This window comes from Acidovorax sp. A1169 (genome assembly GCF_030704685.1).
Lineage (GTDB): Bacteria > Pseudomonadota > Gammaproteobacteria > Burkholderiales > Burkholderiaceae_C > Acidovorax.
The window spans coordinates 124,784-149,081 of sequence record NZ_JAUZDX010000006.1 but is presented as its reverse complement, the minus strand read 5'-3'; the positions used below and the strand labels follow the sequence as shown (position 1 = coordinate 149,081).

Annotated in this window: 25 protein-coding genes; 11 read left to right on the top strand and 14 right to left on the bottom strand. The window is 66.4% G+C overall.

All coding sequences use genetic code 11. The features are described from left to right. Positions 1–139 precede the first annotated feature (139 nt). The 5 genes from QYL93_RS12535 to QYL93_RS12515 all read left to right on the top strand — a co-directional run bounded on the left by QYL93_RS12535 (position 140) and on the right by QYL93_RS12515 (position 7,089). On the top strand, positions 140–1,264 hold the full coding sequence (locus QYL93_RS12535; protein ID WP_305743933.1) for a hypothetical protein: 1,125 nt from the start codon (positions 140–142) through the stop codon (positions 1,262–1,264). A 10-nt stretch (positions 1,265–1,274) separates the two neighbouring features. Continuing rightward, the gene (locus tag QYL93_RS12530) at positions 1,275–2,507 is read left to right on the top strand and encodes a toxic anion resistance protein (protein WP_305743932.1); all 1,233 of its coding nucleotides are present in this window, start codon (positions 1,275–1,277) and stop codon (positions 2,505–2,507) included. A gap of 2 nt (positions 2,508–2,509) precedes the next feature. Beyond that, complete coding sequence (locus QYL93_RS12525; protein WP_305744061.1) at positions 2,510–4,090, top strand: substrate-binding domain-containing protein; 1,581 nt, start codon at positions 2,510–2,512, stop codon at positions 4,088–4,090. Next, complete coding sequence (locus tag QYL93_RS12520; protein WP_057269512.1) at positions 4,090–4,770, top strand: hypothetical protein; 681 nt, start codon at positions 4,090–4,092, stop codon at positions 4,768–4,770. Before QYL93_RS12525 ends, QYL93_RS12520 begins: the two co-directional genes overlap by 1 nt. A gap of 198 nt (positions 4,771–4,968) precedes the next feature. Continuing rightward, the gene (locus tag QYL93_RS12515) at positions 4,969–7,089 is read left to right on the top strand and encodes a TonB-dependent receptor (protein ID WP_305743931.1); all 2,121 of its coding nucleotides are present in this window, start codon (positions 4,969–4,971) and stop codon (positions 7,087–7,089) included. A gap of 22 nt (positions 7,090–7,111) precedes the next feature. Here the strand turns inward: QYL93_RS12515 and QYL93_RS12510 are convergent, their stop codons facing one another. Further along, on the bottom strand, positions 7,112–7,318 hold the full coding sequence (locus QYL93_RS12510; RefSeq protein WP_179681168.1) for a hypothetical protein: 207 nt from the start codon (positions 7,316–7,318) through the stop codon (positions 7,112–7,114). A gap of 264 nt (positions 7,319–7,582) precedes the next feature. Here QYL93_RS12510 and QYL93_RS12505 point away from each other — a divergent pair, with 264 nt between their 5' ends. Genes QYL93_RS12505 through QYL93_RS12485 form a run of 5 tightly spaced genes read left to right on the top strand, consistent with a single transcriptional unit; the run spans position 7,583 to position 13,131 of the window. Then, positions 7,583–8,407 carry a DUF3348 family protein gene (locus QYL93_RS12505; protein ID WP_305743930.1) on the top strand — a complete coding sequence of 275 codons (825 nt, stop codon included), beginning with the start codon at positions 7,583–7,585 and terminating at the stop codon, positions 8,405–8,407. Next, a complete protein-coding gene (locus tag QYL93_RS12500; protein ID WP_305743929.1) occupies positions 8,404–11,343 on the top strand; it encodes a DUF802 domain-containing protein in 2,940 nt (979 codons plus the stop codon). Before QYL93_RS12505 ends, QYL93_RS12500 begins: the two co-directional genes overlap by 4 nt. Continuing rightward, positions 11,340–11,990 carry an OmpA family protein gene (locus tag QYL93_RS12495; RefSeq protein WP_057205925.1) on the top strand — a complete coding sequence of 217 codons (651 nt, stop codon included), beginning with the start codon at positions 11,340–11,342 and terminating at the stop codon, positions 11,988–11,990. Before QYL93_RS12500 ends, QYL93_RS12495 begins: the two co-directional genes overlap by 4 nt. Then, a complete protein-coding gene (locus QYL93_RS12490; protein WP_305743928.1) occupies positions 11,987–12,583 on the top strand; it encodes a DUF2894 domain-containing protein in 597 nt (198 codons plus the stop codon). The genes QYL93_RS12495 and QYL93_RS12490 overlap by 4 nt, the downstream gene beginning before the upstream one ends. 44 nt (positions 12,584–12,627) lie before the next feature. Beyond that, positions 12,628–13,131, top strand: coding sequence for a DUF2127 domain-containing protein (locus tag QYL93_RS12485; RefSeq protein WP_305743927.1), 504 nt, complete (start codon positions 12,628–12,630; stop codon positions 13,129–13,131). A 703-nt stretch (positions 13,132–13,834) separates the two neighbouring features. Here QYL93_RS12485 and QYL93_RS12480 read toward each other — a convergent pair. Further along, positions 13,835–15,262 carry a DUF927 domain-containing protein gene (locus QYL93_RS12480; protein WP_305743926.1) on the bottom strand — a complete coding sequence of 476 codons (1,428 nt, stop codon included), beginning with the start codon at positions 15,260–15,262 and terminating at the stop codon, positions 13,835–13,837. Positions 15,263–15,338: 76 nt separating this feature from the next. On the opposite strand from QYL93_RS12480, the gene QYL93_RS12475 reads away from it, so the two are divergent. Further along, positions 15,339–15,587: an AlpA family transcriptional regulator gene (locus QYL93_RS12475; protein ID WP_305743925.1), complete on the top strand. Its 249-nt coding sequence runs from the start codon at positions 15,339–15,341 to the stop codon at positions 15,585–15,587. Positions 15,588–15,600: 13 nt separating this feature from the next. On the opposite strand, the gene QYL93_RS12470 is transcribed toward QYL93_RS12475, so the two are convergent. The 12 genes from QYL93_RS12470 to QYL93_RS12415 form a co-directional block, all read right to left on the bottom strand. Then, on the bottom strand, positions 15,601–16,635 hold the full coding sequence (locus tag QYL93_RS12470) for a tyrosine-type recombinase/integrase (RefSeq protein WP_305743924.1): 1,035 nt from the start codon (positions 16,633–16,635) through the stop codon (positions 15,601–15,603). 23 nt (positions 16,636–16,658) lie between these two features. Beyond that, positions 16,659–19,589, bottom strand: coding sequence for a DUF927 domain-containing protein (locus QYL93_RS12465; protein ID WP_305743923.1), 2,931 nt, complete (start codon positions 19,587–19,589; stop codon positions 16,659–16,661). Continuing rightward, the gene (locus QYL93_RS12460) at positions 19,586–20,020 is read right to left on the bottom strand and encodes a hypothetical protein (RefSeq protein WP_305743922.1); all 435 of its coding nucleotides are present in this window, start codon (positions 20,018–20,020) and stop codon (positions 19,586–19,588) included. Before QYL93_RS12460 ends, QYL93_RS12465 begins: the two co-directional genes overlap by 4 nt. Before the next feature lie 334 nt (positions 20,021–20,354). Continuing rightward, positions 20,355–20,582 carry an AlpA family transcriptional regulator gene (locus tag QYL93_RS12455; protein ID WP_305743921.1) on the bottom strand — a complete coding sequence of 76 codons (228 nt, stop codon included), beginning with the start codon at positions 20,580–20,582 and terminating at the stop codon, positions 20,355–20,357. 188 nt (positions 20,583–20,770) lie between these two features. Further along, positions 20,771–21,019, bottom strand: a complete 249-nt coding sequence (locus QYL93_RS12450) for a hypothetical protein (protein WP_305743920.1) — start codon at positions 21,017–21,019, stop codon at positions 20,771–20,773. Positions 21,020–21,029: 10 nt separating this feature from the next. Continuing rightward, positions 21,030–21,359 (bottom strand): hypothetical protein, encoded by a 330-nt coding sequence (locus QYL93_RS12445; RefSeq protein ID WP_305743919.1) that lies wholly within the window; start codon positions 21,357–21,359, stop codon positions 21,030–21,032. A gap of 3 nt (positions 21,360–21,362) precedes the next feature. Next, positions 21,363–21,653 carry a hypothetical protein gene (locus QYL93_RS12440; RefSeq protein ID WP_305743918.1) on the bottom strand — a complete coding sequence of 97 codons (291 nt, stop codon included), beginning with the start codon at positions 21,651–21,653 and terminating at the stop codon, positions 21,363–21,365. 3 nt (positions 21,654–21,656) lie between these two features. Further along, positions 21,657–21,887 (bottom strand): hypothetical protein, encoded by a 231-nt coding sequence (locus QYL93_RS12435; protein WP_305743917.1) that lies wholly within the window; start codon positions 21,885–21,887, stop codon positions 21,657–21,659. A gap of 2 nt (positions 21,888–21,889) precedes the next feature. Continuing rightward, positions 21,890–22,126: a hypothetical protein gene (locus tag QYL93_RS12430; RefSeq protein WP_305743916.1), complete on the bottom strand. Its 237-nt coding sequence runs from the start codon at positions 22,124–22,126 to the stop codon at positions 21,890–21,892. A gap of 275 nt (positions 22,127–22,401) precedes the next feature. After that, positions 22,402–22,650, bottom strand: a complete 249-nt coding sequence (locus tag QYL93_RS12425; protein WP_305743915.1) for an AlpA family transcriptional regulator — start codon at positions 22,648–22,650, stop codon at positions 22,402–22,404. 108 nt (positions 22,651–22,758) lie between these two features. After that, on the bottom strand, positions 22,759–23,769 hold the full coding sequence (locus QYL93_RS12420) for a hypothetical protein (RefSeq protein ID WP_305743914.1): 1,011 nt from the start codon (positions 23,767–23,769) through the stop codon (positions 22,759–22,761). Next, a complete protein-coding gene (locus tag QYL93_RS12415; RefSeq protein ID WP_305743913.1) occupies positions 23,759–24,055 on the bottom strand; it encodes a hypothetical protein in 297 nt (98 codons plus the stop codon). The genes QYL93_RS12420 and QYL93_RS12415 overlap by 11 nt, the downstream gene beginning before the upstream one ends. Positions 24,056–24,298 lie beyond the last annotated feature (243 nt).

Genomic DNA, 24,298 nt, shown 5'->3' with positions numbered 1-24,298 from the left:
TTTCACACGGTTCCTGCGCCCTGGCACGCCCAGCTCGCATGCCTCAGGGTCTGCGTCTGCCACATCATTGCAATCAAATTGTCACAAATCGTCCCTAGCATGGTTGTCACAGAAAACACAATCCAAGAGGCATCCACCGGTGGAAATCCGCAAGTTCGTCGCCCCGCTCCTCGCCGCCCTGTTGCTGGCCGGTGTCGCGGGGGGTATCTGGTTCTCCAACACCAGCGTGACCGGCGAACGCAATGCCCAGGAGGCTGCACGCATCGAGCAGGCCCGGCAGGTCCAGGCGCGCGGCCTTATCGGCTCGGAGAAGGAGGCCTTCTTTGCCGACCCGCGCGTGCAGCAGGCCCTGGCCGCGCGCGGCATCACCGTGGTGATCGAGAAAGCCGGCTCGCGCGCCATTGCCGGACGCTACGACGCCAAGGCCTACGACTTCGGCTTTCCCTCCGGTGCACCCGCCGCCGCGCAGCTCAAGGCGCAGGCCAAGGCCAGCGCGGTGTTCACGCCCTTCTACACCCCCATGGTGCTGGCCAGTTGGCGCCCCATCGCCGACATCCTGGTGGCCAACGGCATCGCCGAGCGCCAAGGCGACATCTATTACCTGGTAGACCTGCCGGCCCTGATGGACCTGATAGATAAAGGCAAGCGCTGGCGTGACCTCAAGGGCAGCCAGGCGTTCTCGACCAACAAGTCGCTGCTGATCAGCTCCACCGATGTGCGCACCTCCAACAGCGCCGCCATGTACCTGGCGCTGGCCAGCTACTTGGTCAACAACCAGCAGATCGTGCAGAGCCAGGCCGATGTGGACCGGGTGCTGCCCACGGTGGCGCCGCTGTTCCTGCGCCAGGGTTTCCAGGAACAGTCCTCGTCCGGACCGTTCGAGGACTACCTGGCGCTGGGCATGGGCAAGGCACCGCTGCTCATGGCCTACGAGTCGCAGATGGTGGAGTTCTGGCTCAAGCACCCGAACAAGATCAAGAGCGACATGGTGCTCATGTACCCCAGGCCGACGGTGTTTTCCAAACACGTGCTGGTTCCCTACACGCCCGCCGGCGTGCGCGTGGGCGAAGCGCTGGAGAACGACCCCGCCCTGCGTACCCTGGCCAATGAGTACGGCTTTCGCACCGGTGGCGCCACACGGGGGCCCGAAACCTGGGCCCAGCGCGGCATCGCGGTGCCCGAGGTGCTCGTGGACGTGATCGATCCGCCCAGCCATGAATGGCTGGAGCGAATGATCGAGGCCATCGAAACCCGATTCAAGTAAGGACTGCCCCATGACCGACACCTCCCTGCCCGACACCCTGCCGCCCCCAGCCATGGCTGCGGCGGCGCCAGCCTTCGTGCTGGAACCCCCTGCGCCGGTCGCGGCCGTGCCCATCGAGTCGGCCAGCGGGCGGGTGCGCCTGAAGCCCGAGGACGTACAGGCCCTGGACACGCAGGTGCGCCAGTTCATCGACGACATCACACAGAGCGACAGCCAGCACCCCAAATTCAAGGAGGCCGTGGAGCGCATCCACTCCATGGGCAACAAGGACATCGAGGCATCGGCCAACGTGTCCAACCGCATGCTGGACAGGCCCGTGCAGTCCATGCAGAACGGCCTGTTCGGCAAGGGCACGGAGATCGGCCAGGGTCTGATCGACCTGCGCCAGCAGATCGAGGAGCTCGACCCCTCGCGCCAGGGCGACCTGTTCTCGGTGCGCAAGCTGCTCGGCATCATCCCCATGGGCAGCAAGCTGGTGGCCTACTTTGACCGTTACCAGTCCTCGCAGGCTCACCTGAACGCCATCATCGAGACCCTCAAGCGCGGCAAGGACGAATTGTTGCGCGACAACGCCGCCATCGACCAGGAAAAGCAGAACCTGTGGTCTCTGATGGAGCGGCTCGAAAAATACATCCACATCGGCAAGAAGCTCGACACCGAGCTGCAGGCCAAGGCCTACTCGCTGGACGCCGCAGACCCCGAGAAGGCCCGCGTGGTGCGCGAGGAGATGCTGTTCTACACGCGCCAGAAGGTCACCGATCTGCTCACGCAGATGAGTGTGAACATCCAGGGCTACCTGGCACTGGACATGATCCGCAAGAACAACCTGGAGCTGATGAAGGGCGTGGACCGCGCGACCACGACCACCATCTCGGCGCTGCGCACGGCGGTGATCGTGGCCCAGGCCCTGGCCAACCAGAAGCTGGTGCTCGACCAGATCAGCGCACTCAACACCACCACCGGCAACCTGATCGCATCCACCAGCGAGATGCTGCGCGACCAGAGCGCGGCCATCCACCAGCAGGCGGCCTCGGGCACCATCGACATCGCCAAGCTGCAGCAGGCCTTCCAGAACATCTACCAGACCATGGACACGATCGCCGACTTCAAGCTCAAGGCGCTGGACTCGATGCAGACCACGGTGAACACGCTGACCAGCGAAGTCGACAAGTCGCGCGCCTACCTGGAACGTGCACGCGGCACGGCCGAGGCGGCCAGCGCCAGCACCGAGGTCCGGCTGTGACCATGCGCCGCGCCCGCCTGCTGGCGGCCGGAGCCCTCGGCCTGATGCTGGCTCTGGCCGGCTGCGGCCAGCGCGAAGATGGCACGGCGGCGCCCGCTCAGGCGGCGGCCCCGCAGGCCATCTTCAGCGTGCTCGCGGGTTCGGAAATCAAGGACATCGAACCCGCGCTGCTCAAAGCGGCCGCCGATGCCAACGTGCGGCTGCAGCTTTCCTATGCGGGCACGCTGGACATCGTGGAACGCATCAACGCCGGAGAGCAGTTCGACGCCATCCTGCCGCCCAACGGCGCCTACCCGGCCCTGGCCCTTGCAGCCAAACCGCTGGCGCGCGAAAAGCTCTTTTACTCGCGCGTGGCTTTGGGCGTCAAGACGGTCAAGGCCGCCGCGCTGGGCTGGGACAGGCAGGCCCCGACCTGGGCCGACATCGCCAAAGCCGCAGGCGCCGGGCGCCTGCGCTACGCCATGACCAACCCGACGAGTTCCAACACCGGCATGAGCGCGCTGTTCGCCGTGGCCTCGGCCGTGGCCGGCAAGACAGAGGACCTGGACATCGCCGAGGTCAACACCCAGGTGCTGACCGCCTTCCTGTCGGGCCAGAAGCTCACGGCCGGCAGCTCGGGCTGGCTGGCCGAAGCTTTCGTGAAGGACCCTGCGGCGCTCGACGGCATGGTCAACTACGAGGCCGTGATCCTGCGCACCAACGAGAAGCTGGCTGCGGCGGACGGGCTTGCGCTGGTCTACCCCAGGGACGGCGTGATCTCCGCCGACTACCCGCTGATGCTGCTGCGCGCTGAGCAGCGCGGGGCCTATGACCGCCTGGTGGCCGCCCTCAAGGCGCCTGCGCTGCAGCGCCAACTGGCTGCCGATGCCTTCCTGCGCCCCACGGCGCCCGACATCATGCTGCCCGCCAGCCTGCCCAGCGACACCGTGGCGGAGCTGAGCTTTCCCAACCGGCTGGAAGTGATCGACGCGGTGCTCTCGGCCTACCAGGGCGAATGGCGCCGGCCCGCCACCTCGATATTCGTGCTGGACACCAGCGGATCGATGCAGGGCCCACGCATCGACGCCATGCGCGAGGCCCTGAAGGTGCTGGCCGGGGGTCAGGCAAGCACGGCCAGCGCGCGCTACGCGCGCTTTCAAAGCCGCGAGCGGGTGGTGCTGCTGTCATTCTCCGACACCGTGGGCGATCCGGTGCGGGTCAACTTCGAGCGCGCCTCGCTGGCGGGCAGCCAGGCCCAGGTCACCGCCTATGCCGATGCGTTGAGCGCCTCGGGTGGCACCGGCATCTATGCCGCCCTGCTGCAGGCCCAGGCTCTGGCCGCCAAAGAGCGCGCCAGCGACCCCGAGCGCTACGTGAGCATCGTGCTGCTCACAGACGGCGTGAACACCGATGGCCCGAACCTCGACGCCTTCCGCAACCGCATGGCCGGCAGCGGGCAGGCAACGCGCGTCTTCCCCATCCTGTTCGGCGAAGCCAGCAATGCAGACATGGGGGCCCTGGCCCAGCTCACGGGCGGACGGGTGTTCGACGGGCGCAAGGCGGCGCTGGCGCTCGTCTTCAAGGAGATCCGGGGTTACCAGTGATGCCAACCGTTTCCTCCACCGGCAAGGCCGGGCAGGGCCGCCGCCCGCTCAAGCTGCGGCTGCTGCTCACCCTGTACAGCAACGGCAACATCGCCGGCTGCGCGCTGGCGCTGCTCGGGCCGGTGCTGCTGTTCGCGGGCGTCATCGGCCCGGGCTGGCTGATCATTACCGCCGGGCTCTATGCGGGAGGCTGGCTGCTGGGCTGGGCCGGCCGCCAGGCGCCCCTGATCGAGCGCCGCATCGAGGACACGCTCACCATCGAAGAGACGCTGGCCCGGCTGGACACCCTGGCTGCAGGCGTTGCGCCGCACCTCACGTCCGACATGAACGGCCACCTGCGCAGCGTGCGCACCTCCATTGCCGAGGTGCTGCCGCGGCTGCTCGGCGAGCGCAGCCACCACGACGCCAACCTGTTCACCGTGCGCGAGACGGTGCTGCGCTACCTGCCCGAGACACTGGCCAACTACGTGGCCCTGCCGCCCGCGTTTCGCACCACCCATGTGCTCACGGACGGCAAGACCGCGCGCCAGATCCTGGCCGACCAACTGGCCCTGCTCGACGGCAAGATGCGCGAGATCGTGGCCAACGTCGCAGGGGCCGATGCGCATGCCCTGCTGGCCAACGGCAAGTTCCTGGAGATGAAGTTCCAGCAGCCGGACTTCCTGGCGGGCATGGCCTGATAGCTGGATCGGAGCGGTCATATGGATTTGCATGCAATCGTATAACCAGGCGGGAGGCCGCAGACAGTGCTGTAGCACGGCAAGGCGGACCAACGAAGTTAGACGGTTGAAGGCAAATCCGTATCAAAGGGACATTGGCTGACAGGCCGTGCAGGCATCCTGCGCTACGCTGGCCGCGCCACTCCTTCCAAGCCGCCCATGCCCCCTTCCCTCGCCCACCCCCGCCTTCCTGCCAACCGCCGCGCACAGGCACTCTCCACGGCATTCGCGGCGCTGGCCAGTCTGGCGCCTTGCGCAGCCACCGCACAGACCCGCGAAGGCGGCACCCTCGCCCCCGTCGAAGTGCAGGGCAGCGCGCAGGCCCAGCGGCGCTTTGACAGCGCGGCCAGCCATACCAGCGTGAAGGTCGATGGCTTCACCGCGCCCACGCCACTGGTCAACCTGTCGGAGCTGCTGGCCGGCCAGGCCGGAGTGGTGGCGCTGGACCGGCAGAACCATGCGCAGGACCTGCAGATCGCGGTGCGCGGCTTCGGCGCCCGCTCCACCTTCGGCGTGCGCGGCGTGCGCATTCTGGTGGACGGCATCCCCGCCACCATGCCCGATGGCCAGGGCCAGGCAGCCACGGCGCAGCTGCAGTCCGCCGCGCAGGTGGACGTGCTGCGCGGCCCGCTGGCCCAGCTCTATGGCAATGCGGCTGGCGGCGTGCTGCACGTGACCACGCGCGAGCCGCGCGAGGGCGGCGCAGCGCAGGCCTCCATCGCGACAGGCTCGTTCGGCCAGCGCCTGGCGGACGTGTCGTTCGACTTCGGCGACCGCACGCTGGGCGGCTTGCTGGACGTATCGCGTTTCGAGACCGACGGCTGGCGCGAGCACAGCGCCGCGCGGCGCACCCACCTCAACGGCAAGCTGGTGGCGCGCCCCGATGCGGACACGAAGATCACCGCACTGATCAACCTCTACGACCAGCCCGGTGCGCAGGACCCGCTGGGCCTGACGCGCGCGCAGTTCAACGCCAACCCACGCCAGGCGCCCGAGGTGGCTAGCACGTTCGGCACCCGCAAGTCGGTGGCGCAGAACCAGTGGGGCCTGGTGCTGGAGCGGCAACTGGGCGCGGCCGACAGCGTGCGCGCACGCGCCTATGGCGGCACGCGCCAACTCACCCAGTACCTCTCGTTCAGCGGCGCGGCCGAGAACAGCGCAGGCGGCGTGGTGGACCTGGACCGCAACTACCACGGCCTGGGCCTGGCCTGGACGCACAGCGCCAGGACACCCTCGGGCCTGCCGCTCACCTGGACCCTGGGCATCGATGCCGACCGGCTCGCAGAGCAGCGCCAGGGCCTGGTCAACCAGAACGGCACACCGGGCGCCCTGCGGCGCAACGAGCGCGACCGGGCGGGCAACACCGACCTGTTCGCGCAGGTGGACGCATGGATCACGCCCACCTGGCGCGCCGTGGCCGGCCTGCGCAGCAGTCGCGTGGACATGCGCGTGAGCGACCACTTCATCACCCCGACCAACCCCGACGACAGCGGTGCCCGCACCTGGCGCCAGACCAGCCCGGTGCTGGGGGTGGTGTGGAGCGCCAGCGACCAGCTCAACCTGTATGCCAACCTGGGCCGTGGCTTCGAGACCCCGACCCTGGCCGAGATGGCTTACAGCCGGGACAACACCGGGCCCAACTTCGGCCTGGGCGCCTCGCGCAGCCGGCAGATGGAGATCGGTGCCAAGTGGCAGGGAGCAGTGCACCAGGTGCAGGCCGCCTGGTTCGAGGCGCGCAGCCGCAGCGAGATCGTGCCCGCCGCCACGGTGAACGGCCGCACCATCTTTCAGAACGCCGACAACGTGCGCCGCCGTGGGCTGGAGCTGGCCTGGAGCGCGCAGGCCGGCGCCTGGAAGCCGCGTGCCGCCTACACCTATCTGGATGCGTTCTTCGGTGATGCCTACAGCGGTGCAGGGGGTGCCCGCGTGGCCGCCGGCAACCGCCTGCCCGGCACCGCGCGCCACGTGGCGCAATTGGCGCTGGACTACACGCCCGGCGCCGCCTGGCAACTGGGCGCCACGCTGGATGTGTCCGGCAAGGTATTTGCGAACGATGTGAACAGCGAAGCCGCACCCGGCTTTGCGGTGGTGGGCCTGCGCGCCGGGTACACCTTCGGCAAAGCCACCGCGAGCCCGCGCTGGCAGGCCTGGGCGCGCCTGGATAACCTGCTGGACCGGCGCTACGCCGGCTCGCTCATCGTGAACGACGGCAATGGCCGCTTTTTCGAGCCCGCCGCCGGCCGGCGAATCATGCTCGGACTACGGGCCCAGTTCCTGTAACCGCCAGCGCGAAGACCTGCCCCTACCCTGCAGGAGAAAAGGCCGCAGGCGTATCCTGCCGCCCCTGGCGCCAGGTCTTCACATCGGGAAACTCGCGCGTGCAGCCCGTGCACAGCAGGCGCTCGGTGGCGCGCAGAACCCCCAGGGTGTCACGTGCCACGACGCGGCGGTAGCTGGTCGCACCGCAAAAGCCGCAGGAATTCGCAGGAGAGTATTTGGGGGATTGCATTACTGATTGCTTATACAGCACTGGCCCACTGCACCCCGGCGCCGGAATATTACCCCTTCTGCGCGCATCCATGGTTTCGCGAATTTTGACAACAAATGGCAGAAAAAGACATCCCCTTGCCATCTATTTGTCAAAAATTCACCGCCAGCGCCTATTTTTCGGCCAGCAGGGCATGTAACACCTGCAACGCCCGGGCCCCGCTTTTCAGGATGCTGGCCCATATGAACGAAAATACGCGGTTTTGCCCACCGGGGACTGCCCCCGATGCCAGCCCTCCCAGAGGACATGGCGCAGTGGATTGGTTTTTTCCGGATGCCCCTACCCCACCGACTCGATAGTTCACGCCTCGTCGTCCTGCTTGCGCAATGGACGCAGGCGCAGCGCGCGTCGGTGGGCAGCGATGTGGCCGGGCAACTCGGCCAATGGCTGAGCGTGGTGGATGCGGTCGAGCTCAACGGCTCGCTGCGCTCCATCGAGACCCACGCCGCGCAGGCACCAGTGCCGCAGGACCTTGCCCTCGATGCCCTGGCACTGGAGGAGCTCTTTCAGAAAGCCAAGGCGGACCTCACGCGCCTGGCCACGGCACCCGCCAAACCGGCCAGGCCCGTGCGCGAGCGCGCAGACAACACGCCCGTCGAGCAGCCCGACCCGCAAGCCCAGGCCGATTTCGCGGCCCACGGGCCACGCTACCTGGAACAGCAAAAGCAGATGGACATGCGCCTGGTGGCACTGCGCACCCAGGTGCGGGCCGGCCTGCTCAAGGGCTCGGCCACGCTCAGGCAGTTGGCGGCGCTGGACGGGGTGATGGAGCAGATGCTGGGCGCACGCGAGCAGCGGCTGTGGGCCTCGCTGCCCGGCCACCTGGAGCGGCGCTTCGTGCAACTGCGCAAAGCCCACCAGGCGCGGCTTCAGGATTCGGGCCAGGCCGATGACCCGCTGCGCTGGCGCCGGGCGGGCGGCTGGCTGGCCAGCTTCGAGCAGGACCTGCAGGCCCTGCTGCTGGCAGAAATGCAGGTGCGCCTGCAACCGATCACGGGGCTGCTGGAAGCAGCCCGCAACGAGAACAAAAGAACGGGTATTCAGGAATGAACAAGAGTGTGATGGCCGGCGTGTTTGCAGCCGGCCTGGCGGTGGTGGGATGGGTAGCCTGGGGCTTCGTGGGGACCAGCCCGCTGGCGCTGGCGATGACAGCGGTGATCGCCGGGGTGTACCTGCTGGGCGCCTATGAGTTGACGCAGTTCCGCTCGGCGAGCACCTCGCTGGCTGCGGCGCTGGCCGACGACCCGGCTCATCAGCCGCAGGCGGACCTGGGTGCCTGGCTGGAGCGCCTGCACCCCGCCTTGCGCACGCCCGTGCGCCAGCGCATCGAAGGCGAGCGCGTGGCCCTGCCCGGTCCGGCCCTCACCCCCTACCTGGTGGGCCTCTTGGTCATGCTGGGCATGCTGGGCACCTTTCTGGGCATGGTGGTCACCTTCAATGGCGCCGTGTTCGCGCTGGAGGCATCGTCCAACCTCGAGGCCATCCGCGCGGCACTGGCCGCGCCCATCAAGGGCCTGGGCCTGGCGTTCGGCACCTCGGTGGCCGGCGTCGCCACCTCGGCCATGCTGGGCCTGATGTCCGCCATCGCCCGCCGAGAGCGTCTGCAGACACTGCGCCTGCTCGATGCCCGCATCGCCACCGTGCTGCGGCCCTTCTCGGCGACCCACCGGCGCGAAGCGATGTTTGCCGCCTTGCAGGCCCAGGCCCAGGCCATGCCACTGATTGCCGAGCGCCTGCAGGGCCTGATGGAGGGCCTGGAGCGCCGCCATGGGCAGCTCAACGAGCAACTGGTCACCCAGCAGCAGGGCTTTCACCGCGAGGCGGCCAGTGCGTACACCACGCTGGCCAGCACCGTGGGCGCGTCGCTGCAGGAGAGCCTGACCACCAGCGCCCGCCAGGCCGGCGAGACCATCCGCCCCGTGGTCGAACAGGCCATGGCCGCCCTGGCACAGGAGGCCGAGCGCTCGCACCAGCGCCTGCGCGAGGCCACCGATGCGCAGATGCAAGCCCTGTCCGCCCAGTGGGAGGGTACAGCCCGCCAGGTGGCCGCCACCTGGACCGACGCGCTGCACAGCCACAAAGACACCCAGGGCCATCTGGTCGCGCAGCTCGATGGGGCGCTGCAATCCGTGACGCAGGGCTTCGAGCAGCGCACCGGTGCGCTGCTGGGTTCGCTCAAGGAAACCGTGGACCAATCCCACGCCGCCCAGGCCGCCGCCGACCAGTTGCGGCTGGAAGGCTGGAGCCGATCCATGGAGAGCACGGCCAGCGCGCTCACTGCCGAATGGCAGCGCGCAGGCGCCCAGGCCGCGGCACAGCAACGCGAAGCGGGCCAGGCACTGGCCGGCGCCGCCGAGCAACTGGGCCAGACCCTGCAGACGGCCAGCCAGGCCTTTGACCAACGGGCCGGCACCCTGCTTGTCGCACTGCAGGACACCGTGGCGCAATCGCACACCGCCCAGGCGCAGGCCGACCAGCAGCGACTGGAGGGCTGGAACCGCTCCATGGAAGGCATGGCCGGCACCCTCGCTGCCGAATGGCAGCGCGCAGGCGCCCAGACGGTGGAACAGCAGCGCACGATGGGCAAGGCCCTGGAAGGCGCGGCCACGCAACTCGACCGCGCACTGCAGGCAGCCACGCAGTCCTTCGAGCAGCGCGCCAATGCCCTGCTGGCATCGCTGCAGGACACGGTCGCCCAATCCCACACGGCCCAGGTCCAGGCCGACCAGCAGCGCCTGGAAGGCTGGAACCGGTCCATGGAAGGCATGGCCGGCACCCTCGCTGCCGAATGGCAACGCGCAGGCACCCAGACAGTGGAGCAGCAGCGCGCCGTGAGCCAGGCCCTGGAGGGCGCGGCCACGCAACTCGACCGGGCACTGCAGGCGGCCACACAGTCCTTCGAACAGCGCGCCAACGCACTGCTGGCATCGCTGCAGGACACTGTGGCCCAGTCGCACACGGCCCAGGTGCAGGCAGACCAGCAGCGCCTGGAGGCCTGGAGCCGCTCCATGGAAGGCATGGCCGGCACGGTCACCGCAGAGCTGCAGCGCGCAGGCGCCCAGGCCGCAGAGCTGCAGCAAGGCCTGTACCGCACCCTCGAAGACACCGCCGCCCAGCTGACCGAGCGCATGTCCGGCCAGGTGCAGCAGACCCTGGGCAGCACGGCCCGGCTGATGGAGCAGTCCGACGCGCTACTGCGCGCGCGCGTGGACGCCGAGGCCCGCTGGGAGCAGGCCCAGGGCGAGCGCATGGACGCACTCACCGGCGTGTGGCGCACCGAGCTGGCGGCCCTGCGCGACGACGAGGCCGCGCGCGGCCAGGCTGCGGTCGGCCGCCTGGACACCCTGCAGGCCGCCGTGGCCGGACATCTGGCCACGCTGGGCTCGGCCCTCGAAGCGCCGCTCACGCGGCTGCTGCAGACGGCGTCCGACGTGCCGCAAGCTGCAGCCGAGGTGATCACCCAGCTGCGCCAGGAGATGACGCGCCTGGGCGAGCGCGACAACATCGCATTGGAAGAGCGCACGGCCATGATGGAGCAGCTCTCCGCCCTGCTGCATTCCGTGAACGAGGCCGCAGGGCAGCAGCGTGCGGCCATCGAATCGATGGTGGGCTCGGCCACGCAGGTGCTGGAACAGGCCGGCCAGCAGTTCAGCGAAGCGCTGGGCACGCAGGCCGGCAAGGTCGACGAGGTGGCCGTGCACGTCGCCGCCAGCGCCGTGGAGCTGGCCAGCCTGGGCGAGTCGTTCAGCCATGGCGTGGGCCTGTTCACCGCCAGCAACGACAAGCTGGTGAAGGGCCTGCAGGGCATCGAAAGCGCCATCGGCCAGTCGCTGGGCCGCAGCGATGAGCAACTGGCCTACTACGTGGCCCAGGCGCGCGAGGTGATCGACCTGAGCATCTCCTCGCAACAGGGCATCGTCGAAGACCTGCGCCGCCTGCATGGCCAGGCGGCCGCAGCTGCATCGGCGCAGGGAGTGGCCGCGTGACCGGCTACGACGACACCCTGGACGACGCCACCGAACAGACGGCCCCGGTCTGGGCCGTCTTCGGCGACCTGATGGCCGGCCTGCTGGGCGCCTTCGTGCTGATCCTGGTGGGCGTGCTGGTGGTGCAGATCGATCTGGTGGCCAGCCTCAAGCAGGAAGTGGAAAAGCGCCAGATGGAAGAGCAGCGCCGCATGGCCCTGGAGAAGGCCCTGGCCATCCCCCTGGCCAGCGGCCGCGTGACCGTGAGCAATGGCCGCATCGGCATCAGCGGCAGCGTGCTGTTCGGGGCGGGTTCGGCCGAGTTGCGGCCCGAAGGCCGCCAGTTGCTGACAAGCCTGGTGCAACCCCTGCTGGTGTACCTGCGCGAGCGTGACGAAATGCTGATGGTGAGCGGCTTCACCGACAACACCCTGCTGCGCAGCGGCGGCAACCAGCGCTTTGCCGACAACCTCGAGCTTTCGGCCCAGCGCGCGTTGACCGTGACGCGCGCACTGGCCGAAGAGGGCATGCCCTCCTCCCAGGTGTTCGCCGCCGCCTTCGGCGCTGAACAGCCCGTGGCCGACAACGCCGACGAAAAGGGCCGCGCGCAGAACCGGCGTGTGGAGATGGCACCTGTGCCCCGGGCCACCAAACCCAAGCCGCCATGAGCGAGCAGCCCACGCTGGAGTCACTGAAGGCGGATGGCAGCGACGGCCATGACCCCGCGCGATTCCACTACCTGGAGGCTTTGGCGCGGCGCATGCAGGCGCAGCCGCCCGCCGTACAGGCGCTGCTGCAGCAGCGGCTGCAGGCCGCCGTGGCCGACTACGCCACGCGGGCCGGCACTGCGCCCGCCACACCACCAGCACCACCCTTGGCCACCTGCGCAACGGACTCGCCCCTGGCCCTGCTCAACCGCGACCTGGCTGCACGCGCGCAGGCCGAGGCCGACCACGTGCGCACCAGCGAAAGCACCAGCACATCGGAGATGAAGAGTGTGCGCCAGTTCAGCGAGGTCTGGTCCAAGATCTCCGCCGAGCAGCAGGTCACGCAGGCGCTGCACAAGGCGCCCGAGAACGCCGGCCCCCTCAACTCGCACAAGCTCATGCTGCGCTCGCTGGGCCTGATGCGCACCCTTTCGCCGGACTACCTGCGCCGGTTCATGGCACAAATGGATGCGCTGCTCTGGCTGGAGCAGACCAATGCCGACCTGGCGCGCCCGGCGCCCAGGGCGCCACGCACCAGCAAGCCCAGGCGATAGAGACAGGGAGAGAGCACGCCTCGCCCGCAGCTACGATGGCAGGCATGCACCGACGACCCACCCCATCGAACCAGCCGCCTGCACGCGATGGCGCCCCGCCCCATCGCCAGGCATTGCGCGCCATCGCCGCATTCGAGGCGCTCAAGGGCTTTGCAGCGCTGGCGGCCAGCCTGGGATTCGTGGGCCTGCTGCACCACGACCTGCACCACATCGTGGCTTCGTTCATCGGCCATATTGGCCTCAAGCCCGGTGACCGCTACCCTGCCATGGTCCTCACCGACATCGACCAACTGCTCAGCGCCGACCTCCGTCCCTTGTTGCTGGCCGCGACGGCCTATGTGCTGGTGCGCTTTACCGAAGCCTATGGCCTGTGGAATGATCGGCGGTGGGGCGAGTGGCTGGGCGCGCTCTCGGGCGCGCTGTACATCCCGTTCGAGCTCTGGCACTTCGCGCACCACCCGAGCGTGGCATCGGCCGCCGTGGCGCTGACCAACGTGGCGGTCGTGGGATTCCTGGGGCAGCAGCTGTGGCGGCGCCGGCAGGGGTGAGCTTGCGTCAATCAACGCCAAATGACGCGAACCAGCGGGCATTGGCCAAGAAAAAAGGCGCTCATCCGATCAGGATGAGCGCCTTTGGTCGAGAGATGGTGGGCTGGCGTCAATTGAAAGTCCCTCTGCAGCCCGCATGGAATATAGGTTTCCATTTCTCAGCAAGGCAAATGTTCCCCCATTTGTTCCCCCGCTTTGGTTTTGCTACCCCAACCACCGGCACCATTTGACCCACCCCCCTCCCCCAAAACCTGCGCGCGTAAAAATTTAGGGAACTGATCGGTTTCCGGGGCAAGACCTCCAAACTTTAGAAGCCCCCCCCTCCCCCTCCACCGCCCGGGCAGGACCAGGCCAGCCAAACCCCAGGGGGGTAGTTTTTTCTGTCCATGAATGGGCACTTGAACAGTCGGTTTCCAAGGACCGATGCTCAGACTTTTGCCCCACCCCTACCGCCCCGAGGCAGGCCACACACCCCAGCCTGGCAGGCTGGCTGCAGGGCACCAAGCAAGGCAGGCAGATGCACATTTTTGGGCATCGGGCGAAACCGTGCGAGCCCGCATCCTTCGCCCCCTTGCATTTTTGTGTGGGAACAGTGGGAACAGTGGGAACACCGCATAAACAGGGGCTTAGCGCGTTCCCACTCTGTTCCCACTGCGTGCGTGAGTGGGAACAAATTTCGGGCAAGAGCGCGAGTTCCGCACATTTACGGGCGTGCGGGCCTGTCACCGTTACAACTCAAACCCACTTTCTGGCGCGAGCGTAAAAAACGCTGATGCACATTTTGGTGCGTTTCAGAAATTGCGGCGCGGGGTGAAATCTTGCCCCGCCCCACCAGGCGGCCGGCGTGGCTACCGCCTGGCGGCAGGCCGTGCAGACGTGTGCACAAGCCCAGCCAAGCCGGAACCACCGGCTGCACGTCGATGGCGAACAGCGCAGGCCTGATGCGGTGGAAGTTGGGCAGGCCCATGCCTGGCAAGCGTTGCTTGCAGACGAATGAACGGCCGGCGCCGGGGGGTAGTGCCACATGCTCCAGAAGGAAACGGGCCACGGCCTGGCAATCGAAGCCTTGGCACACCTCGGCACGGAACACCTCGGGCAGCACGAAGTGTTCAACGCTCACGCACTCACCATCGGTCGGAGCCATGCACTCGCCGTACTCCCGCTGGTGCTCTGCATCGCTCTTGATGGGCTTACCGTCCTTGTCCACCATGCGGCGGAAGCCGGCACGCTGCAGCGTCTTGGCGTTGTGGTCATCCGATGCCCGGTGCCACCAGGTGAACCGCCCTTCACCGTGCGACTCAAGGAACCGCCGCACGGCACGCAACATGCTGACCACTTCGCCATTGCCAGCCCCACCGCGTGCGCGCAGCCAGGCTTCAAAGCACACGCATGCAGCCCGCTCGCTTTCACCCACGGGCCAGCCCGTAAGCTGCGCTTCGGTGGCCAGCTCGCCGGCAGCGCCCACCAGCGCAAACCGGGCGGCTACCCGCTCCACCTGGCCCGAGGCGCCATCGGGAACCCACTGCCTGGCCAGGGCCTGCACGCGCGCGCGCACCCGCTTGCCCAGGCCTTCGGCGTTGTCACATGCCCACTCAAGGAATGCACGGCCTGGTGCACCGTAGCAAACCTGTGCCTCCCGCGTCAGGTGGCCGGAGAAGACGGCACCACTTGCAAAGTCGTGCAGGTTCTCGAAGGCGCCGAGACCGGCGCCGGCATCGGCCGGTATGTCGGCCATGCGCACCTCTTGGCCTGTGCGCGTGCGCTTCATGCCCTCAGCCATGTGGTCCGCTAGTCCCAGCTCGCCGGCACTCAGGAACAGCAGGCGCCAGGACAGGCGGGCAGGTGGCGCGCCGTTGCGTGTGGCGCAAGCCTTGCTCTGTTCGTTGGCCAGCATGTAGACACACTCGCCCGCCACCTTGCCCTCTACCTGTGCCAGCTCATCCAGGATCAGCAACGAATCGCAGTGCTGTGCGGCGATGGCCTTAAGCGCGTTATCGGTGGTGCGCCAGCGCTGCATGTAGCTCGGGCCACCGTAGACGCTGGCGGCCAGGCGCAGCGCTGTAGCTTTGCCTCTGGCGCGATTGCCGCGAATGTGCAAACCCGCTCGCGATGCCCACAGGCACCAATACATGCCGCCCCCCGCCACAAGCTGCGCGAGATGCTGCAACCTGGTACTGCAAAATGCCCTGCCCTACAAAAGGCAACGAATGACCGATACCGCCCTGATAGAACGCATCGACACCCTCACCAGCATGGTGGGCCGCCTCACAGACACCGTTCTGCAGCTGACTCGCACCATGGGTGCCAGGCTGTCACGCAAACAGGTTTGCGAGCGCCTGGACGTGTGCAGCAAGACCCTCACCGCCATGGTCCGCCGCAAGGACTTCCCCGAGCCCGCGACCGACGGCCAATGGCTGCTGGCCGAGGTGGTGGAGTGGGAGGCCGGCCGCCGCTGACCAGGCCGGCAGATCAGCCCAGCCGCGATGCAATGTCGCTGGCTGCAGGGTTGAAGTAGACCAGCGCCTGGTCAATCCGCTTCCACCCGAAAATCTTGCACAGGTCTAGCACCGCCTGCTGAGCCGGCAAGTGCTGGCTTCGCATGCGGCCGGCGATCATCGTGGCCGCCGTGTGCCGCGAGTCGTGGAAGGTGAACCCGCTCAGCCCCGCCCGCACTCGCGCCTTGCGAAACAGCGCATCGAGGCTTCCCGTCGCAACGCCGAACACCCGCTCATCGTCCCATCCCCGCATCCGCGCAATGTAGGCCCGCGCCCGGCGCGACAGGGGCACGTCGCGCGCTGTGCTGGTCTTGGTGTCCGCCACCCGCAGGCGCACGTAGTCGGGGTAGACCCGGTCCCAGGTCAGCCCGGCCAGCTCGCCGGCGCGCATGCCGGTCGATAGCGCCACCAGGTAGCACAGCGCCACGGCTTGGCTCACCGAGCGCACGTTGCCGGCCTGGCGCGTGGGCTTGTGCCCCAGCTTGCGCAACACCTGTTTCGTTTCCCGCCAAGTGATCAACCTCTCCCGATGGTCCGGCTCCTGTGGCCGCGACACGTCACGCATGGGATTGCTGCTGATGTACTTCCACTCTCGCCGTGCATGCTCCAGCACCGAGCCCAGCAGTGTGATATCCCGCAGCACAGCACCCCGGCTAGCCTTTTTCAATCGGTCATCACGCCAGGCGATTAGATCCGCCTCGGTCAGATCCGTGATGGCCTTTTTGAGTGGCAGCACATGCGCTTTTCCCTGGTACGCCTTCAGCCGGATCGCTTCCTTCTGCCACCCCTTTTTGTCCGGACTCACCTCCAGGGCATAGCGCTGCAGCACGTCCTGCAGCGACCGCAGTTCGCCAGCGCGGCCCGAGGCGGCCGCCTTAAGTTCGATGGAGCGCCGCGCTGCCCATTCCTGGATCTCGCGCTTGGTAGGCAAGGTGTTGCTGTCACGAACACCGCCGACCTCGATCTGCATGCGCCAGGTGCCGGCGGCTGTCTTTTTCGGTGTTGCCATGATGGGGGGACCTGGGGCAACGCCTACACGTCGATGGCGAACAGTGCCGGCGAGATGCGGTAGCAGTTGGACAGGCCCAAGCCAGGCAAGCGCTGCTTGCAGTCGTATGCACGGCCGGCACCGGGGATCAACGCCCCATGCTCAAAGAGCACACGGGCCACGGCCTGGTAGTCGAAGCCCTGGCACACCTCGGCACGGAACACCTCAGGCAGCACGAAGTATTCAACGCTGGTGCTCTCATCGTCTGGACGGGTCGCGGCTTCGTATATCTCCGCATCCCTGGCCGACGTTCCAGGCGCGGCCGTCTGTTTCGCCATCTTGATGGGCTTGCCATCCTTGTCCACCAGGCGGCGGTATCCGGCCCGCTGCAACGTCTTGGCGTTATGGTCATCGGATGCCCGGTGCCACCAGGTGAAGCGGCCTTCACCATGCGACTCCAGAAAGCGGCGCACCTGCCGCAGCATGGATACCACTTCGCCATTGCCAGCTCCACCACGTGCGCGCATCCAGGCTTCAAAGCACACGCATGCAGCCCGCTCGCTTTCACCCACGGGCCAGCCCGTAAGCTGCGCTTCGGTGGCCAGCTCGCCGGCAGCGCCCACCAGCGCAAACCGGGCGGCTACCCGCTCCACCTGGCCCGAGGCGCCATCGGGAACCCACTGCCTGGCCAGGGCCTGCACGCGCGCGCGCACCCGCTTGCCCAGGCCTTCGGCGTTGTCACATGCCCACTCAAGGAATGCACGGCCTGGTGCACCGTAGCAAACCTGTGCCTCCCGCGTCAGGTGACTTGAGAAGGCAGCACCACCAGCAAAGTCGTGCAGGTTCTCAAACGTGCCGAGGCCCGCGCCAGCATCGGCCGGGATGTCGGCCATGCGCACCTCTTGGCCTGTGCGCGTGCGCTTCATGCCCTCGGCCATGTGGTCCGCTAGGCCCAGCTCGCCGGCACTCAGGAACAGCAGGCGCCAGGACAGGCGGGCACGTGGCGCACCGTTGCGTGTGGCGCGCGCCTTGCTCTGCTCATTGGCCAGCATGTAGGCGCACTCGCCTGCAACCTTGCCCTCTACCTGCGCCAACTCATCGAGGATCAGCAGCGAATCGCAGTGCTGCGCTGCAATGGCCTCAAGCGCGTTATCGGTGGTGCGCCAGCGCTGCATGTAGCTCGGGCCACCGTACACGCTGGCGGCCAGGCGCAGGGCCGTGGTCTTGCCGCTGGAGCTGTCACCACGAAAATGGAAGCCGCCGCTCTCCATGCCTGCAGGGCGCAGCAGCGGCCCAGCAAATGCAGATGCCACAGCGAACACCAGGCGGGAATTACCCATGCACAGCGCCCCAATGCGGTCGCGCCAGGCCTCTGCATCGTGCTTCACCCGGAAGGTGTTCTCCATCTGGTTTTCAGACTGGAACACGATGCGCTCGGCATCGTCGCCGATGGTTTCATGCGGCAGCACGAAAGCCCGGCCGTGCCAGCCGATGCGGTCCGTACAGCTCGCAAACTCGCCTGGCTGGCGGGTCTGGATGTACTGGGTCAACAGATTACGAGCGCTAGACGATGGGGCGATTTGCAGACCCATACTCAGCAGCACAGCGCGGTATTCCCCCCCATCACCCGACAGCATGCGGGCAGGCATAGCCCATTGCTTGGGATTGCCCCGGGGATCGGCAAAGCCAAGCAGGTAGCCCCAACTGGCGCCATCCTGATCATGGGTTTGAGCCTGCACATCCAGCCGGCTGCACACCCACTGCGGCGGTTTGGGCTGGCCTTCTCGGTCCACGCCGATATGCAACACACCCGAGTCATCAACGATAAAGGGATCAAAGGATCGACCGCCCCCCGTACGGCCGCTACCAGGCCCAGCAGGACCACCAGGCGGGCCAGGCGGGCCAGGCGGGGGCGCATTGCCGCCTGGCCCGCCCTGCCCTTCGTCCACAGGCTCTGCGGGCTCTGTGGCCTTGGCATGTATCGCGGCCTCGATGCACTCGCTCACGGCGTCCATGCCATGCGCCTGGCCCATGTCATTGAAGTCGCTGCCGCCCTCGGGCAGGCCCTCAGGGAACACGGCCAGGCCGCCCACCGCATGCGCTGCAGCCGTCGCTTTCACCCGCCCGGTATTGGTGCCTGTGCGGGCTTCGGTGGCTTGGTCATCGTCGCCACACAGCACCAGCAGAGCAGCCGGGTAAGCCTGGCGCAGCGCCTTAGCCACCGGCGCAAGACTGCCGGCATCGAAGGCCACGGCAACAGGCCGGCCAGTGGCCTGGTGCAGACTCGCGGCCGTGGCGTAGCCCTCGGCGATCAGCAGCACATCAGCGCCGGCCGGGTCACCGCACCAGTGCCAGAGGCCAGCCTTTCGCCCGCCCTTCAAAAACAGCTTGTCTGTTCCATACCGTGCGCGCTCTGGCGCGACGCGCTGCAGGTTCCACAGCTTGCCAGCAGCATCACGCACCGGCACCAGCATCCAGCCATCTGCCGTGAAGCGCACGCCAAAGGCCTGCACGCCCTTTCGGGCCAGGTAAGCGCTAGTGCCGCTGTCGCTGCCGGCATCCCACAAGGCCAGTGCCTCGGCTGCCGCTGCAGCTTGTGCAAGCTGGCGGCTGTTCTGTTCATCCTTGCGCTGCTTAGCACGCTCGGCCTCACGCCTGGCCAGCTCTGCAGGGTCGGGCGGGGCCGGCAAGTCGGTGGCCTTGGGCAGCTTGAAGCCGTGCTCTTTGGCGATGTAGAGCAGCGTGTTGATGGAGACACCGCCGCCCGCCTTGATGCTCTGCCAGGTGCTGCGCGTAGCCCGCGCATCGTGGGTATCTGCGGTCGCACTCCAGTCCTCAAAGAGATCCCGGCCCGTAGTGTCGGGATACTCGCTCTTGATGGCCATGCCCACCCGCGCCCAATCATCACGCGGCAGGCTTGCAGGAATGTGCGCCAGGGCTGCGCGGATCAGGTCGGGGGTGATGGGTGTTGTCATGTACCAGGGTGGTTGAACCACTCTTCATTGCGCCAAACGATGGGGCGCAGGTAGGCCAGCTCCGCCGCCTGCAGGTAGCGGCAGCTGTCGCCGTGGGTGGTTGCCACTTGCTGGGCAGCGCGAGCCTCATCCAGCTTGCGCCAGACCTCGGGGGCAACCGGTGCATACGTCTGCACAAGCAACTCGGCCAGTTCATCGAGGCGCTGCTCTGCCAGGTGGTCCGCCTTGAAGAAGGCCATGCGCTCGTTTTCCACGACGCCGGCCAACTGGTGCGGCAGCAGCTCGCCAAACCCCAGCGGCCCAAAAAGGGTTTCGTGTTGAAAGATGCACCATGCCTGCAGGTGGGCCGCGTGATCCGCTTCGTTCATAGGACGGCTCATGCCCACCCGCGCCCACTCGTCGCGTGCCAGGCTGGCGGGTATGTGCGACATGGCTGCACGGATTGAACCGGGGGCGATAGGCGCTGTCATGGGAACAACAGCGCCCGTGTGCAATTCCGTCGCTTTACAGCTGCCGTGCGCCTGTCCATTGCAGCCGCCAACACCTGCGCGGCCTCGACCTGCGCCATTGCTTGCAGGCCGGCAGCGTGCATAGCTGCAGCCGCTTGCATGTATGCAGCTCGAAGGTGGGCGTCCTCCTGGATCCGGCCAGTTCCAAAATCAGGCGCGTTGCGCGCGTGCACCAGCATCGCAGCTTCCACGCTGGCACAGAGCGCCATGTTCCCCGCATCCAGGGTACGGTGTGCCGATCGGTGATTGCGTGAGCTCATGCCTTCACCTCGACTCCGGCAATGCGCTCTTGCACCCAGTTCAGCACCGCAGATTCCGGCCACGCAGCCATGCGTGCCGTGATGCGCACGCACCGGGGGAACTTGCCTTCTTTCATCAGCTTGTAGATGGTGCTTTTTTTGCAGCCAGTCAAGGCCTCACACTCGGGTAGTCGGAGCAACCGATCACGGGGAACAACGGGTTTGGTGGAGTGAACAACTTGCATTGCGGAGAACCTTCCAGGTGAGTCCCAGCGCATCCGACATGGATCAAGCTGGTATGAACGGCAATTCTTCAAATGCAAGCGCCTTGTGTCGCCTTGTGTTCGTCCGTGCAAGGCCCGGCAAAGGGAGCGAAGGCCGTGAAGGTCCGCCCCACCGCAAGGCATTGCAAGGCGGCGTACAAGGCGACTCACTAGCCTTGTCCTGGCGACTTGAGGCTGATGATTTGCTCCAGGTGCTCATCGAGGTATGCCGGCGCCTGAACAGCTCCCATCAGGGCTTCCGCAAGCCGCAGGAAGCGTCCTGCGATTCCTCGCACCGCGTGGTGCGCACCGTGCGCCTCTTCGATGTTGGGCACCAGGCCGGGCAGCAGCCTGGCCAGTGCGTCCAGCTCCCACGCCACCTCCAGGCAAATGCGCTCGCGCTTCTCGGAAAGCGTCACGCCCGTATCCTCAGTGTGATTTGCAAGCATGGATGGCCCCCTTCTCGTAAACGGTTTGCCAGGCACAGAGGCGCCGTTGTGCGGCCTCGTCCACGTGTCCGCAATCCACTCGCCCGGCTTCGTCATGGATTGACTCCCTAGCCTGCACCGCAGCGGCATGGATTGCCTGCAAAGCATGGCCAATGTCATCGAGGTGGAGATACCCGGCCGGTGCTTCCAAGCTCCTGAGGGCGAGCCTGGCCAGCGTTGCAATTTCAGTGAAGCCATCCTGAGAAAAGGCGTCCATCAGCTCCACTGATTCGCGCAGTTCTAGCAACTCCTTTGGTGGTGGGATTGCCATGGCTCATGCCCTCCCACGGGCCGCAAAAACGGGCGGCATCGTCCATTCCAGCGGCGAATGGAGGTCCACATACTCACCACCTGGCGCAGTGCATTGCGAGGCCATGTCTGCAAGCCATCCAATCCGCTGCGCAAGGCATCGGCTTGCAAAAGCAAGCGCGTCTTCATCCTCAAGATCGCCATTGAGTGGTGCGGATTGCTGCATACCGCCGATGCGCTCCATGGCCCGTGCGGTACGTGAAATCTCCGACAGGGCGCAAGCGAGCTGGCCCCGACTCCATTGCATTTGTGCCATGGCTCAGGCCCTCCCATCGATAGGCGCGCACAGGGTCACCTGGCCCGCTTGCTCACCTTCAAACTGCTGCACCACGCGGTGCACGGCGGCCAGTGCAGCGAACGCATCGCAGTGCACGCCGAAGGCCTCGCCCGTGCTGCCCTGCATGCCCTGCAGGGCGCGTTGCTGGCGCGCTGCCAGCCAGGCCGCAAAGGTGGCCATGGTGTCCGGGGCCGGCATGTGGGGATGTGCCATGGTCAAGCCCTCCCATCGCGGCTTGTGCACACGTCTGCACTCGCCAGGCTGCGCAGCGCGGCCAGGGCCTGCACTGCCTTGCGCGATGCGCCGAGCACATTGGCCTGCGGCATGCGCAGGTAATGCAGTGCCATAGCCAATGCGTTGTGCGCATCGGCATACAACTGGATGGGGTCGGGGGTGCCCGAGGTGGGCGATTTGGGCGCGGCGCTGCGGCCGGCCGACGTAGTGGCAGTCATGGTCTTGGCTCCTGAACGAGACAGAGAAGCCACCGTTTGCGTTCTTACGCGCAGCAGGTGGACGGGATGTTAAGAACACGGGTTCAGCCGTGCGGGCGGCGTTGCCGTTCGCCCCATCCCGCCCGAAACCATGAGAGGCGGCGCAGGCGCACCGACCAGGAATTTAGGCGTGACAAAGCCCCGCTTTCAGGTGGGGGCTGCAACCTCTGAACCAATGGTGTTCTTACGCACCGGCCCTGTGAAGGGTTGAGTAATTATGCACTCGAATTGTGCAATCAGTGCTCATTACTAGCGACGTTTGGAGGTGGTGGAAGCATGGCAACGGGCCGCGCTTCCAGCCAAGCCTCCAACTCGCGCACAAGGAACACCACGCGCCTCGCCGAAAGCTGCCGGGGCATCGGGAACTGGCCTTGGCGCACTAGCCTCTGCATAGTGGGCACAGAGAGAGCGACAAACGCAGCTGCGCCCGTTGCATCCAACGCTGCCGGCCTAATTTCAACTACCACCGATGGCCGCCTTCTCATGCGTTATCGCCTTCAGGTGACACCCGATGCGCAGCCTGCGAAGGTTGCAGGTACTGCAAACACCAAGCCCTGCCCCGGGAGTTGGTCGGCACTACAAGCGGCGTGGAGCTATGCGGTCTTTCGCGGATGTACGGCATTCCAGGGTGTTGCCTTGGCACGTTCTACAGCCTCCTCTTTAGCCTCGCTGAGCTGGGCTCGCACGCGCTCGTAAGACAAGCCCAACTTCTCCCCCAGCTCGGTAGCACCACCGTGGAGCTGCACAGCTCCCGGCAGATACTCCCGCTGTTTCTCTGTCCACCTTGGCCGCTTCTGTGGCTTCAGAGTTTTGAACTGCTCACGGTAACGCACCAGGGTTTCAGGGCTTACCACGTCGGCCTCTACCAACTCAGCAGGCGCAGCGGCTGGCGCGGCTTCGACCTCGGCCGCAACGGGCACCACGGCCGGCGCCGCTTCGGCCGCCGTAACTACAGGCACGGCAACAGTGCCCCAGTCCCATAACGCATGCGCGGCAATGAAGGGCACAGCGAAGCGGCCCAATATCTCTTTGCTCTTTTCGACAGAGGGAAAGTCACCCTGCGGGCAATAGCCGTCCAGGCGGTGATTTAAATCAATCTCGCACGCGTGCGGCGCCCACACCTCACCGGCCATCAGCCCAAGCGTGTAAAAGAGCAGCTCCTTGGTTCCCCTTTCGAAATGAGAGTCGGGCACATAGGGAATCAGCTCCTCGACTTCACCCAAAAAATACTTGCCCGTGAACCCGGCGATGGGCTGCGCATAGCCCGACAAATCGAGGAGGTAGAGGTGCTTTCGCACCTCTGCAGCCCCCTTCTCCATCCCCAGCTTGGAATTTGTATCGGCCGCGAACACGCCGAACACTCTTGCCACTGCCGAGGCTGAAGGGATGCCGTCACGCCGCATCAACCAGGCGTGCATATCCTCCAGCCGCACCAGCTTCCCGCCACCATCCTTTTTCAGCGTGCCATAGGGGGACTGCACATGCCATTCGAAGCCTTCGGGTGGCACAACCTCGGGCGGCCGCGGCCGGGGCTTTCTCGTGGTGGCAAGGGCGGTAGCAGCCCCATCCGGGCCTGCGGGGGCGGGAATATGCTCACTGGCCATCATCGCCCCCATCTCCGCGTGATGGCACCAGGTAGGCAGCGTGAAGGCGGGCCAGGTCTTGAACTAGCCACCCCTCGGCCTTGGGACTGGGAGGTACCAGAGACGCCGCATGCAGGCGCCGCAGATCGAGCAACAAGCCCAAGTGCTGCGGCACCCACTCGGGTATCTCTACCCCCTCATTCCGCCAGCGGCTGGGGGTGTTGCGGTGCAAGCCCGTGGCCCTGCAGAACTCACTGACCTTCCAACCCAGTGCGACCAGCGCGGCGTCAAACTCATCAAGCGTCATGAATGCATCCTTTGGCGTTGTGGAGCATTGTGGCACGCTCGCCCGATAGTGTGCAAAATATAGAGATACGGCACACTATTAAACATAACGCCCGTCGTATTTACTGTGCACTGTGAACAACTTTCGCACATTTACGGGAAACCCAGCATTCATGCAGGTTTGCGGCCGATGCGCAGATGCCTATTTTTTGCGCAAGCTAGCGGCAAAAGTTATCCACATCGATACGGTGCCTGCCGCAAGGTC

Coding starts and splice junctions, on each gene's coding strand:
- QYL93_RS12510 (WP_179681168.1), bottom strand. CDS start 7,318: ATGCAATCCCCCAAATACTCTCCTGCGAATTCCTGCGGCTTTTGCGGT.
- QYL93_RS12485 (WP_305743927.1), top strand. CDS start 12,628: ATGCACCGACGACCCACCCCATCGAACCAGCCGCCTGCACGCGATGGC.
- QYL93_RS12505 (WP_305743930.1), top strand. CDS start 7,583: ATGCCAGCCCTCCCAGAGGACATGGCGCAGTGGATTGGTTTTTTCCGG.
- QYL93_RS12475 (WP_305743925.1), top strand. CDS start 15,339: ATGACCGATACCGCCCTGATAGAACGCATCGACACCCTCACCAGCATG.
- QYL93_RS12420 (WP_305743914.1), bottom strand. CDS start 23,769: ATGGCCAGTGAGCATATTCCCGCCCCCGCAGGCCCGGATGGGGCTGCT.
- QYL93_RS12480 (WP_305743926.1), bottom strand. CDS start 15,262: ATGTATTGGTGCCTGTGGGCATCGCGAGCGGGTTTGCACATTCGCGGC.
- QYL93_RS12460 (WP_305743922.1), bottom strand. CDS start 20,020: ATGTCGCACATACCCGCCAGCCTGGCACGCGACGAGTGGGCGCGGGTG.
- QYL93_RS12500 (WP_305743929.1), top strand. CDS start 8,404: ATGAACAAGAGTGTGATGGCCGGCGTGTTTGCAGCCGGCCTGGCGGTG.
- QYL93_RS12490 (WP_305743928.1), top strand. CDS start 11,987: ATGAGCGAGCAGCCCACGCTGGAGTCACTGAAGGCGGATGGCAGCGAC.
- QYL93_RS12435 (WP_305743917.1), bottom strand. CDS start 21,887: ATGGCACATCCCCACATGCCGGCCCCGGACACCATGGCCACCTTTGCG.
- QYL93_RS12525 (WP_305744061.1), top strand. CDS start 2,510: ATGCGCCGCGCCCGCCTGCTGGCGGCCGGAGCCCTCGGCCTGATGCTG.
- QYL93_RS12440 (WP_305743918.1), bottom strand. CDS start 21,653: ATGGCACAAATGCAATGGAGTCGGGGCCAGCTCGCTTGCGCCCTGTCG.
- QYL93_RS12520 (WP_057269512.1), top strand. CDS start 4,090: ATGCCAACCGTTTCCTCCACCGGCAAGGCCGGGCAGGGCCGCCGCCCG.
- QYL93_RS12445 (WP_305743919.1), bottom strand. CDS start 21,359: ATGGCAATCCCACCACCAAAGGAGTTGCTAGAACTGCGCGAATCAGTG.
- QYL93_RS12465 (WP_305743923.1), bottom strand. CDS start 19,589: ATGACAACACCCATCACCCCCGACCTGATCCGCGCAGCCCTGGCGCAC.
- QYL93_RS12515 (WP_305743931.1), top strand. CDS start 4,969: ATGCCCCCTTCCCTCGCCCACCCCCGCCTTCCTGCCAACCGCCGCGCA.
- QYL93_RS12430 (WP_305743916.1), bottom strand. CDS start 22,126: ATGACTGCCACTACGTCGGCCGGCCGCAGCGCCGCGCCCAAATCGCCC.
- QYL93_RS12470 (WP_305743924.1), bottom strand. CDS start 16,635: ATGGCAACACCGAAAAAGACAGCCGCCGGCACCTGGCGCATGCAGATC.
- QYL93_RS12530 (WP_305743932.1), top strand. CDS start 1,275: ATGACCGACACCTCCCTGCCCGACACCCTGCCGCCCCCAGCCATGGCT.
- QYL93_RS12455 (WP_305743921.1), bottom strand. CDS start 20,582: ATGCAAGTTGTTCACTCCACCAAACCCGTTGTTCCCCGTGATCGGTTG.
- QYL93_RS12425 (WP_305743915.1), bottom strand. CDS start 22,650: ATGAGAAGGCGGCCATCGGTGGTAGTTGAAATTAGGCCGGCAGCGTTG.
- QYL93_RS12415 (WP_305743913.1), bottom strand. CDS start 24,055: ATGACGCTTGATGAGTTTGACGCCGCGCTGGTCGCACTGGGTTGGAAG.